Source organism: Streptomyces marianii (assembly GCF_005795905.1).
GTDB lineage: Bacteria > Actinomycetota > Actinomycetes > Streptomycetales > Streptomycetaceae > Streptomyces > Streptomyces marianii.
This window is the reverse complement of record NZ_VAWE01000001.1, coordinates 5,023,232-5,034,867: the sequence shown is the minus strand read 5'-3', so window position 1 is coordinate 5,034,867 and position 11,636 is coordinate 5,023,232. Positions and strand designations below refer to the sequence as shown.

9 protein-coding genes are annotated in these 11,636 nt (G+C 73.3%); 5 read left to right on the top strand and 4 right to left on the bottom strand.

Features of this window, described 5'->3' with window-relative positions:
• Window positions 1-178: 178 nt before the first annotated feature.
• A complete protein-coding gene (locus tag FEF34_RS22770) occupies window positions 179-706 on the top strand; it encodes a DUF485 domain-containing protein (RefSeq protein WP_138054799.1) in 528 nt (175 codons plus the stop codon).
• Entirely contained in the window at window positions 703-2,316 is a 1,614-nt protein-coding gene (locus FEF34_RS22765; RefSeq protein WP_138054798.1) for a sodium/solute symporter, read from the top strand. Before FEF34_RS22770 ends, FEF34_RS22765 begins: the two co-directional genes overlap by 4 nt.
• Before the next feature lie 345 nt (window positions 2,317-2,661).
• Here the strand turns inward: FEF34_RS22765 and FEF34_RS22760 are convergent, their stop codons facing one another.
• From FEF34_RS22760 to FEF34_RS22750, 3 genes are all read right to left on the bottom strand, one after another.
• Window positions 2,662-3,549, bottom strand: a complete 888-nt coding sequence (locus FEF34_RS22760; RefSeq protein WP_138054797.1) for a hypothetical protein — start codon at window positions 3,547-3,549, stop codon at window positions 2,662-2,664.
• A 289-nt stretch (window positions 3,550-3,838) separates the two neighbouring features.
• Window positions 3,839-6,640, bottom strand: coding sequence for an SUKH-4 family immunity protein (locus tag FEF34_RS22755; protein ID WP_138054796.1), 2,802 nt, complete (start codon window positions 6,638-6,640; stop codon window positions 3,839-3,841).
• Between the two features lie 8 nt (window positions 6,641-6,648).
• Window positions 6,649-7,656, bottom strand: a complete 1,008-nt coding sequence (locus FEF34_RS22750; protein ID WP_138054795.1) for an SMI1/KNR4 family protein — start codon at window positions 7,654-7,656, stop codon at window positions 6,649-6,651.
• A gap of 228 nt (window positions 7,657-7,884) precedes the next feature.
• Here FEF34_RS22750 and FEF34_RS22745 point away from each other — a divergent pair, with 228 nt between their 5' ends.
• Both FEF34_RS22745 and FEF34_RS22740 read left to right on the top strand, forming a co-directional pair.
• Window positions 7,885-8,406, top strand: a complete 522-nt coding sequence (locus FEF34_RS22745; protein ID WP_138054794.1) for a YwqJ-related putative deaminase — start codon at window positions 7,885-7,887, stop codon at window positions 8,404-8,406.
• A 10-nt stretch (window positions 8,407-8,416) separates the two neighbouring features.
• Window positions 8,417-8,911 carry an SUKH-3 domain-containing protein gene (locus FEF34_RS22740; RefSeq protein WP_138054793.1) on the top strand — a complete coding sequence of 165 codons (495 nt, stop codon included), beginning with the start codon at window positions 8,417-8,419 and terminating at the stop codon, window positions 8,909-8,911.
• Window positions 8,912-9,258: 347 nt separating this feature from the next.
• On the opposite strand, the gene FEF34_RS22735 is transcribed toward FEF34_RS22740, so the two are convergent.
• Window positions 9,259-10,605 carry a sensor histidine kinase gene (locus FEF34_RS22735; protein WP_138057662.1) on the bottom strand — a complete coding sequence of 449 codons (1,347 nt, stop codon included), beginning with the start codon at window positions 10,603-10,605 and terminating at the stop codon, window positions 9,259-9,261.
• A gap of 154 nt (window positions 10,606-10,759) precedes the next feature.
• Here FEF34_RS22735 and FEF34_RS22730 point away from each other — a divergent pair, with 154 nt between their 5' ends.
• On the top strand, window positions 10,760-11,632 hold the full coding sequence (locus FEF34_RS22730) for a hypothetical protein (protein ID WP_138054792.1): 873 nt from the start codon (window positions 10,760-10,762) through the stop codon (window positions 11,630-11,632).
• Window positions 11,633-11,636: the final 4 nt, after the last annotated feature.

The following is an 11,636-nucleotide window of genomic DNA, read 5'->3' as shown; positions in this document are numbered from 1 at the left end:
GTGCGCGGGGCGTGACACGACCGTTGCCAAACCTACATACCTCCCGGTCGGTAACCCTCTTACGCCGGCCCAGTACCGACAAGTAACGTACGCGCTCCACCCCCCTGACCCCCTCGCCCCCGCGCGCCCGCGCACGGGGGAGCCCGGCCTCCCTCGGGCCGCCGCAAGGAGCAGCACGATGTCGTACGACCCCTACTTCCCCGATCCCCCCGGCCCGGCCAGGCAGCCCTGGCACGCGCCGCAACCGCCGCCCGACCGGGGATACGGCGATCCGTTCGACGACCCGTTCGGCGAGACACCCGCCGCCCCGTACCCCCGCACCGAGCCGTCCGGCCACGCCCCGGACGACCGGCTGCCCCGGCTGCGCTCCGGCTACCGCGGGCTCCGCCGGGTCGCGACGCTCACCGCGCTCGGCTACTTCGTCCTCTTCCTCATCCTGTCCGGCTACGCACCCGACCTGATGACCGACGGCATCAGCGGCGGCCTCACCACCGGTGTACTGCTGGGCCTCCTCACCCTGCCCGTGGCCCTGGCCGCCATCGCGGCCTACGAGCGCATCGCCCGCCGCCGGGTCGACCCGCTCGCCGCGGCCATCCGGGCCGCCCACGAGGAACGGCACGCCACGACGTCCGCGGACCGGCAGGGCGGCCGGCAGCGCCCCGGCGGCTCCACCTGGGACCGGCCCACGGGAGGCATGCGCATATGAGCGGCTTCAACTCAGACGCCCAGACCATGTCCTTCGTCGCGTTCATCGCCGTCATCACCGTGACGCTGCTGCTGTGCGTGATGACCGGACCCGACCGCGACGACCTGGGCGAGTTCTACACCGGCTACCGCTCGCTGTCCCCGATGCAGAGCGGCCTCGCCATCGCGGGCGACTACATCTCCGCGTCGACCGTGCTCGCCACCATCGGCGTCATCGCCCTGGTCGGCTACGACGGCCTCACCCTCGCCCTGAGCACCGTGCTCTCCCTGGTGCTGATGATGTTCCTGCTCGCCGAACCCCTGCGGAACGCGGGCCGGTTCACCATGGGCGACATCCTCACCCGCCGCACCCCCGGCCCGGCCGTGCGCATCGCCGCCTGCGCGGTCACCCTCGCCGCGCTGCTGCCCCTGGTGGTCTTCCAGCTCGCGGGCGCCGGCGACCTGCTCGCCTTCGTCCTCGGCTTCGACGCCGAGGGGTTCAAGACCGGCGCGATCGTCTTCCTCGGTGTGCTGATGATCTCGTACGCGGCCATCGGGGGAATGAAGGGCACCGCCTTCATCCAGATCGTCAAGACCGTCGTGCTGCTCGGCTCCGCCACCGTCATCGCCGTACTCGTACTGGACCGCTTCGACTTCAGCCTCCCCGGGCTGCTCGACGCGGCCAAGAAGGGCAGCGGGGCGGGCGACCTCTACCTCACCTCCGGGCTCCAGTTCGGCGGCGACGAGATCGACATGATCAGCGCCCAGCTCACGGTCGTGCTCGGCGCGGCGGTACTGCCGCACATCACGATGCGCATGTTCACCGCCCGCAGCGCCACCGCCGTGCGGCGCTCGATGTCCTGGGCCGTGTCCACCGTGGTCGTGACCTGTCTGCTCCTCGCCCTCATCGGCTTCGGCGCGGCCGCGATCGTCGGCCACAAGGACCTGGTCCTCGCCGACCCCCAGGGCAAGACCGCGTTCCTGCTGGTCAGTCAGGCCGTGCTCGGCGCGGACGCGAGCACGCTCGAATCCCTCGTGTTCACCACCGTGGCGACGGCGATCTTCCTGACCCTGCTGGCCTCGGTCGCCGGGATCACCCTCGCCTGCGCCAACACCCTGGCGCACGACCTCATCGCCCACGGACTGCGTCGCGCCACGGTCTCGCACACCGCCGAGATGGCCATCGCCCGCGGCGCCGCGGGCGGCGTCGGCCTCCTCGCCATCGCGCTCGCGGCCTTCGTCCAGGACTGGAACCTCCAGGCACTGGTGACGCTGTCCTTCTGCATCGGCGCGTCCGCGGTCGCGCCCGCGCTCGTCTTCAGCATGTTCTGGCGCCGCTACACCCGCCAGGGTCTGCTGTGGACCCTGATCGTGGGCACCGGCACCGCGATCCTGCTGATGACCGGCAGCAACCTGGTCTCCGGCTCGCCGCAGTCCGTGTTCCCCGACCACGACTTCAACTGGTTCCCGTACACCACCACGGGCCTGGTGTCGGTCCCCGCCGGCTTCCTCGCCGGCTGGTACGGCAGCATCCGCGCCCCGCGCGAGGCGTCCGCCCAGCGCGATCGGTACGCCGAGATCGAGCCGGTGATCCTCGCCGGGGCGACGACGGGCCACGGCGACCACCCCTGACCCGCTCGACCGGACCCGGGCCGTCCGCCGCTCCCGGGGGGCGGACGGCCCGGCGGTTTCCGGGGGCCTCCGGCCGGCGGTTCCGGGGGCGGCCCGAACGCAAGCCGATCCGGAGACGTTCCGACCAGCCCTTCCCGAGAACGGCCCGAACGGGGCGGGCCCGCGGCGAAGACGGGTCCGGGGCGCGCCAGACCGGACGGAGAACGGCCCGAACGGGGCGGGCCCGCGGCGAAGACGGGTCCGGGGCGCGCCAGACCGGACGGAGAACGGCCCGAGGGCCACGGGGCCCGCGGCACCCGCGCCCGCAGCACCGAGTCCCGACCGCCTCCGGCCGCGGGAAGCCGGTCAGTCCCGCGAAGGCGGCCGTTCCGTGAGGCTCGCCAGGCCCTCGCGGATGTGGTCCAGGTGCGCGTGGATCTCCTCGGCGCGCTGCACATGGTCACGCAGCACCCGGTCCGTCTCCCGGGAGGCACGCGCCGCCCGCGCACCGGCCTCCTCCACGACACGCGCCGCCAGCGCCCGCGCCTCCTCCTGGCCGCGGCGGGCCGAATCCTCCGCCTCGGCGAACGCGCACAGCGCCTCCGACAGCCGGGCCTGCGCCCGCGCGGTGAGCCCCCCGTAACGCTCCGCCGACTCCGCTTCCCGCGCCGACAGTTCCCGCTCCGCCTCGTAGCGGCGGGACACCCGCATCCGGTCGAGCTCCTTGAGCATCCCCGCCGCGCGGCACCTGGACGCCTCCAGAACGGCCATCGCCTCACCACGCTCCGCCGAGGCCTCCACCCGGGCGGCGTCGCGCAGTTCCTCCGCCGTGGCGCGCGCCGACAGGATCATCCGCCGCGCCCGTGAGTCCGCCTCCTCGCACGTCCGGCCCGCCCGCACCGCCGCCAGCGCCCGCACCCGGCGCGCCTCGGCCTCCGCCGCCTCGCACACGGCCCGTGCCTCCTCCCGCGCGGTTGTCAGCACGGCCGCCGCCTCCTTCTCCGCCAGGTCGAGGACCTCCTGGGCACGCGGCCCGAGCGGTTCGTAGGTCGGCGGCCCCAGCGCCTCGGCGAACTGCCGCAGCGACACCGCCTCGGCCGCGAGCTCCTCCACCACCCGGGTCAACCGCGCCGCCCGCCGCCACGCGTCGTCCCGCTCCCGCGTCAGCGCCTCGACGTACCGGTCGACCTGGTCCAGCCGGTAGCCGCGGCCTCGTACGGTGACGAACCCTCCATGAGCCGATCCCGCATTCATCCCTGGACTCCTCTCGGAGCGGTCGACGCGGGAACATCGTGCTGGATCGCGGGGAAGCACCCATGACGCGACACTCCGCCACGCGGAAGCGGGCGCCCGACCGGAAAGGCAGATCGGGCGCCCTACGGCGCACGCTCCGGCGCACGGACGATGCCCGCGCCGTCGCCACAACGGCTCCGCGGAGGACGCCGGCGGCCACGCGCCCCCGGCGGCCGTCAGCCGGCGGCGGCGTGCGGGGATGACCGCCGCAGGGACTCGGCGGCCCCGCCGCAGAGCGGCGTTCAGCGAATCAGATCAGTCCGTCCCACATCTGCTCCAGCAGCACCGACCACCAGCTCTCCGGTGACGACAACGCCGCCGGGTCCAGCGCGGCGAGCTGCGCCTGGAAGTCGACCGTCCAGCGGCCCGCCTGCTCGGGGTTGAGCCCGAAGCGCAGCCGCCACATCCGGCCGAGCAGCGCCAGCGAGCGGGTGAACTCCGGCAGCCCGCTGTTCACGAACTGGGGCGCCGTCGGCTGCCCGCCGGGACCCCCCTCCACCGGCACCGCCACGATGTGCGCGGTCCCGTACTGGACACAGATCGCCCGGCCGAAGTCGGTACCCACGACCAGGTACGAGCCCGCGTCCGACGCCGGCTGCACCTGCCGCTGCGCGGCGAGCTCCGCCAGCGTCGGCACCACCGGCTGGGCCGGCTGCGCCCAGAAGAACGGCCCGAAGTCCGCCGGGAGACCCGCCCACACCAGCGTCCGCGCGACGATCTCCGGCACGCCCTGACGGGACACGGCCCGCTGGTCGAACCGGCAGACGCCCTGCGGCCCGAACGACCCCACCAACTCCTGCGCGACGCCCTCCGGAGGAAGGGGCGGAGCCGGCGGTACCTGCGGCAGCGGCGCGCGCACCGGAGCGGGCCGCGCCGGGCCGTCCGCGACCTGGTGCAACTCGCCCTGGTGGGTCAGCAGCTGCCGCATGCCGCCCTGCCTGCTGGCGTGGTCCTTGCCGTACGGGGCGATGCTCGTGATCCGGGCCTGCGGCCAGGTCTCCCGGATCATCCGGGCGCAGTAGCCACCGGGCAGCTCGCAGGACTCCAGCTCCGTGTGGAGCTCGAGCACCTGGTCGCTGGGGACGTTCATGGCGCGCAGCTCGTGGAAGATCTGCCACTCCGGGTGCGGTGTACCCGGCGCCGAACGGCGGATGAGCTGCTGCTCGGAGCCGTCGGGCGCGCGGTAGCGCAGCACGGCCTGGTAGCCCGGGCCGACGGTCGGCACAGCGGCCGGCGGCTGCTGCGGATAGCCGTACGCGGGCTGCGGGCCGGGCGGCTGCGGCACCCCGGGGCCGACCGGACTCGGGTTCGCCAGCATCGTCGCCGCATGATGCACCCCACCCGGCGGCGTACCAGGAACCCCCGGCGGACCAGGAGGCTGCGGAACACCCGCACCCACCGAACCCCCGTCCGGCCCCGGACCGGAACCCGGACTCGGATTCGGATTCGGATTCGGATTCGGATTCGCCAACATCGTCGCCGCATGATGCACCCCACCCGGCGGCGTACCAGGAACCCCCGGCGGACCAGGAGGCTGCGGAACACCCGCACCCACCGAACCCCCGTCCGGCCCCGGACCGGAACCCGGACTCGGATTCGGATTCGGATTCGCCAACATCGTCGCCGCATGATGCACCCCACCCGGCGGCGTACCAGGAACCCCCGGCGGACCAGGAGGCTGCGGAACACCCGCACCCACCGAACCCCCGTCCGGCGGCTGCGGTCCGTCCGGGCCGAGCCGGGAGACCATCTGCGTGGGCACGTAACCGCCCGCCGGCGCAGCGGGCCCCGACGGAGGCGGCGTCGCACCGGGCCGCCCGCCCGGAACGCCGGGCGCACCCGGGGGCGGCGGAGGCGTCGGCCCGGAGACCCGCGCACCGCGCGGCGGCACCGTGGCCTTGCTCGTCGCGGCGTCCGCGATGTCCCCCGCCGAATGCGGCGCGGGAGTGCCCGGAGGCGGCGTGGCGGCCGCACCGGCACCACGGTCCTGAGGGTCCAGGGCGGGCGCCACCGCGGTACGCGGCAGCTGGCTCCCGCCCGACATGAGCGCTGTCGGCGCGTCCGCGCCCACCGCGGGCGGCGGGGTGTCCTCGTCGTCCGCGCCCGCCAGCGGCGGCGCGAACACCGTCGCCGGCAGCTCGACGGAACCGTCGTCCTCCGAGCCGGCGTTCGTGTCCGTCCCGGCCCACGGCGTCGCACCCGCGGGCACGGCCGGTACCCCGTCGGAAGCGGTCGGCTCGTGCCCGTCCCCACCGGTCCCGCCCCGCGGGCGTCCCTCGCCCGGCGCGGCCACACCGTCGACCCCTGCGGCAGGCGTCTGCGGCGAACCCGAGGCGGAAGCCGCCGCCGTACCCGGCCAGGCACTCCCGCCCACGTGCGAACCGCCGCTCGTGGCGCCCGGCGGCACCGCGGCACCCGGCCCGGACCCGGCGGGAGCAGCCGCACCGGCCACTCCGGCGGCAGAGGCCCCCGGAGACGCGGAAGCCGCCGCCGCACCCGGCCACGCGCCCCCGCCCACGTGCGAACCACGGCCGTTCGTGACGGCGCCGCCGGTCCCGTCCTGAGGGCGCACCGCGTCCTGCGCCGGCTGCACGGTGCCGGCACCCGCCGGGGTGTCCGTCGAGGGCGTACCCGCCGCCGGCACCCCCTCGCCACCGCGCGAACCCCGCTGATCCGGAATGCCCAGCCTGTCCGCCGCGTCCTGCAGCCATTCCGGCGGACTCAGCAGGAACGACGTCTGGTTCAGGTCGATCCGCTCCGGCGGCGCCGCGGCCGGAGCCGCACCCGCCCCGGGAACGCCGTACTCCTCCTCGTAGCGGCGGATCACCTCACCGACCGGCAGCGCCGGCCACAGCGTGGCCTCCCCGCTGTCCCGGGCGATCACCAACCGCTGCCGTCCGCCGTCCGACGTCGGCCCTTCCGGACGGTCCTCCGCCCACACCACGAAACCCCGCTCGAACTCCCGCACCCGCACCTCGCGGTGCTGGTACGCGGGCACATCGCCGTTGACCCACTCCTCCGCGCGCTCCTGCGCCTGCGCGAACGTCACCATCGAGAAGCTCACTCCCCCACCGGGACGGCACGCGCGAAGCCGCCGTCCACCATCAGGTTCGCCACGGTCTCCAGCTCCGGCGGATTCCCCGCCAGCCGTCCCAGGAACGCGTCGAAGTCCTCACCGCACGGCAGCAGCAGGCGCTCAACCCGCTCCGTCACCGTCAGGCCGTCGCGGTCCCGTGCATCGTCGTACGCGCAGAACCACACCGAACCCACGTCCGTACCGCGGACCTTGACCGCCAGCAGCCCGCCCTGGACGAAACCGACGCCCAGATAGTCCTTCGTCAGATGGTCCCGCAGACACTTGTTCACGTACAGCAGGTCGTTGACCGCCGCCTCCTCACGCACCGTGAAGAACGGCTGGTCCACCAGCAGCCCCAGCTCCGCGTCGAGCGCCGCGCCCACCGGCGCGCACCCACCGGCCGCCTTCAGGAACGAGCGGTACGCACCCGGCAGGCGGTACCCCAGGTCCTCCTCCACACCGAGCAGTTGCTGCTCCGACACCGACACCGCGCCCTTCGGCAGACCGAAGTGCGCCGGCCGTGTCTCCTGCAGTGGACGCGTCCCGCGCTTCCCGTGGTCCACCACGGTCGTGGCCACACCGCCGTGATGCCTCAGCAGCGCCTTCACCTCGACCGGCACCAGCTCCAGCCGACGGCTCCCCGCCACGTGGTGCCACGTCCATCCGTGCGGTGTCGCCACCGGCGGAATCGTGTCCCACAGCTCATGGCCCGTCGCGGCCAGAGCCGCGTTCGCCGACACGTAGTCCGTCAGCCGCAGTTCGTCGACGCCGAAACCCTCCGGGGGCTCGGCGATCTCCGCCGCCGCCCGCGCATACGGCGAGAAATCCGGAAAACCACGCTCATCCACCCGGACACCCATAGGATGCCGAGCAGCCCTCACCGGATCCGGAAAGTGAACGACCTGCCCGGCGTAGGCCGCGTTCGGCGGCACTGCGATCTCCCGGCCCTGGGGGCCGGGAGGCGCCCCCAGCCCGATCCGACCTGTCGTCATGGCGGTATGCCCCCTGCTGCGTCCGGCTGGTTCACCACAGCCTAAGCGGTGGGGCGACAGCGGCCGCCGCCCCTCCGCTGCCGTAACGAACCGTCACGCCCGTGTGACCCTCAGCCCAGGACGGAACGACACGGCTGCACGTTTCAGCCACCCCGCTTCCGCACCACCCGCCCCATTTGGCAGGCTGTCCCCGCAACTCGGGGGATTGCAGGGAGGGACAACAGCACCATGCACACGGCACCGCAACCGTCGCCATCAGCCACGACAGGCGATCCCAGGCTCGGCTGGAGCAGCGCGGAGGCCGCAGCACGCCCGCCCGTACTCCGCTTCCGCCGCGACGGAATCCTGCCCACCGTCGCCGCCGCGCTCTCCGTCCGCGGCGCGACCCTCACCTGCACCGCGGCCAAGGGCGACCAGGCCCCCACTCTCCACCCGCTCATCCAGGACTTCCTCGACACCCTCACCAGCGGCCAGCGCGAACGCTTCACCGGACGGTGTCCCGAAGCCATCCTGCTCTCCCGCCACATCGGCGCCACCGACGCGGCACGCTCCAAACGCGCCCAGCGCAAACCCCTCACCCCCGGCGAAGCCCGGCGCTCCCTCAAGCACGCCAAACTCACCACCCGGCGCATCCGCGAGGACGGCGACCCCCTCCACGGCAGCTACGCCGCCCCCTGCCGCTCCTGCACGGCGATGCTCGCTCACTTCGGCGTACGCACCGTCGACCCCACCCAGAACCAGAACGGCTGAACGCACACACATGCCCGACCACCCCCTCAGCACCACCCGCTTCCCCGTCGCCGTCGACGCAGCCCTGCGCGACGCGGGATGGCAACCCGGCCGCTGGGACATCAAACTCGCCGAACACTGGGCCGACACCCTGCGCGCCCACATCTCCCCCGGCGGCCACCGGCACACCGTCTTCCCCGCGGCCGTCGAAGCCTGGGCCGAATTCGGCGCCCTCCGCATCACCCCGCCCGGACCCGGCCGCCAGACCGCACCGACGGCCCTCCGCATCGACCCCCTCGCCGGACTCCACCTCGCCCGCACCCTCAGCGACCTCGGCCGCGCCCTCGACACCGAGATCGCGCCCCTCGGAGAGGAGGGCGACGCCCAGGCCGTCCTTGCCATCGACACCGAAGGGCGGGTCTACAGCGTCGACCACACCGGCGACTGGTACCTCGGCCCCGACCTCGACCAGGCGTTCGTCACACTCGTCAACGGCAACCAGCCCGCCCGCCTCACCACATCCTGAGACCCGGGCCCCGCGACACGGGGCGCCGCCCCCTGGGGCACCACAACCCCGGGGCAGCGCAAGCACCGGGCACCGCGGCGGAGAGCGGCGGACAACACCGCGGCCCGGCGGGGCGACCACCCCCGCCGGACCACCACGGCGCGATACACCGGCCCACCGGGCCGACAGAGCACCTGACCGGCCGACCGGCCCTTCCACCCGGGAACACCGAACCGCCCCAGCCCACCGGGCCGACAAAGCACCTGACCGGCCGACCGGCCCATTCACCCCGGAACACCGAACCGCCCCGGGAGCCCGGAACACCGGGCCACCACCGCCCCGGGAGCCGAAGAGCCCCCCGCGGACGCTCACACCACCGACGACTCCACCGGCGACTCCATCGGCAGCACCGCCGACACCCGGAAACCGCCCCCGTCCGTCGGCCCCGACACGAACACACCACCCAGCGCCGACACGCGCTCCCGCATACCCACCAGGCCGTTGCCCCCGCTCGGCAGATCCGCGTCCGCCGCACCCCGCTCCGACGGACCGTTCTCGACCTGCATCGCGATCTCCGCATCACGATGGGCGACCCGCACCCACGCCTTCGCACCCGCCGCGTGCTTGTGCACGTTCGTCAACGCCTCCTGCACCACCCGGAACGCCGTCTGCTCCACCTCCGGCCGGTACTCGCGCGACTCACCCTGCACCGAGAGCTCGACCACCATCCCGGCCAGCCGCGACTGCTCCACCAGCGAGCCGATGTCCGCCAACGACGGCCCCTCACCCGTCACCGCGGCCTCAGCGGCCTCAGCGGCGGCCGCGGCCGCCGCCCCCACCGCCGCCAACGGCACCGGCTCGGCCGCCGCCCGCGCCGCGACCTCCTCGCCCGACCGCAGCACGCCCAGCATCTCGCGCAACTCCGTCAACGCCTGCCGTCCCATGTCCCCCACCAGGGCCGCGTTCTTCACCGCCTTCTGCGGATCCTTCAACGCCACCGCCTGCAACGCCGCCGCATGCACCACCATGAGACTCACCCGGTGCGCCACCACGTCGTGCATCTCCCGCGCGATCCGCGTGCGCTCCTCCGTACGCGCCCACTGCGCCTGCTGCTCCGCACGGTCGGCCAGCAGGGACAACTCCTGCTCCAGACTGACCGCACGCTCCCGCAGGCTCTCCATCAACCGCCGCCGCGCCCCCACGTACAGCCCCAGCAGCAGCGGCGGAGCGGTCAGTCCGATCGACATCACGACCGACACCACCGGCACGTACCAGGGACCAGGATCGAAGTCGGCCCTCGCCACGTCCTGGCGCGTCCTGACGAACGTGACGATCAGCGTTCCCAGCAACGACATCCCCGCCAGCGCCGCGATCACCCGCCGCGGCGCCTCCGAGGCGGCGAGCGTGTACAGCCCGACGATCCCCATCAGGAAGCCCATCTCGGCCGGCGTGATCGCGATCGACACCAGCACCACGGCGACCGGCCAACGCCGGCGCAACACCAGCACCGACCCGGCGAGCAGCCCGAAGACCACCCCCACCGGAACGGGCAGCGCGGCCGTCTCCGAGAACCGCACCCCCTCCAGCGCGCACTCCGCCGCGGACACGAGGCCGAGCCCCACGTCCAGCACCGCACTCCGCCGCCGCCCCCACCACAGCAAGCTCCGCGGCGACGCGTCGTCCGCAGAGTCCTGGTGTGCCCCCGTTGTGCTCATGTCTCCCAGACTACGAAAGCGGTCGAGCGATTTTCCGGCGGCTTCCACAGCACGGAACGTGACGAACAAGGTCGCAACGCGCGACGACCGCTCGAACAGGTGAATCGACCACATCTTCGACCTGGATGCTCGCATTCCGGACGAGCCTGGGCACATGACCTCCTCAACCGGCGCGTACGCCGACTTCGAAGGCCTCCGCAGACAGGCGATCGCGCTGCGCCGCGAAGGCCTCAGCCTCCGCCAGATCCGCCTCCGACTCAACATCGGCAACAACGACATCCTCAACCGCCTCGTGAAGGGCGAGCCGCCACCCGACTGGACCAGGCGCCCGAACGCGAAGGACGACCTGCGGGCGAAGGCGCGCGAGCTCCGGCTGCGGGGGATGACCTACGACCAGATCCAGGTCGAGTTGGGGTGCTCGAAGAGCTCGATCTCACTCTGGGTGCGGGACCTGCCGGCGCCGGTCCGGCGCACACCGGCCCAGCAGGCCAGTCTGGCGGCCCGCAAACGCTGGGAGCACGAGGGCCCGAGGAGGGAGGCGGAGCGACAGCAGGCCAAGTCCCGCGCCGCAGCCGAGATCGGTACGCTCACCGACCGGGAGCTTCACCTGATCGGAGTCGGCCTCTACCGGGCCGAAGGCACCAAGGACAAACCTCACGCGCGCCGGGAGCGGGTGACCTTCGTCAACAGCGACCCCGGCATGATCACACTGTTCCTCGCATGGCTCGACCCGGTCGGAGTCGAGAGGGCTCACCTGAGGTTTCACGTGATGATCCACGAGTCGGCCGAGGTACGCGCCGCAGAGCGGTACTGGGCCGACCTCGTCGGGGCGGACGTCGCAACGTTCGGCAAGACCACACTCAAACGGCACAACCCGAAGACCGTCCGCAAGAACGTGGGCCCGCGCTATCGGGGTTGCCTCGTCATCCAGGTGCGGCAGAGCGCCGAGCTGTACCGTCGCATCGAAGGCTGGTGGTACGGCATAGTAGGGGCTGCATCCGCAGCCGATCCACCAAATCGGACATAGCGAC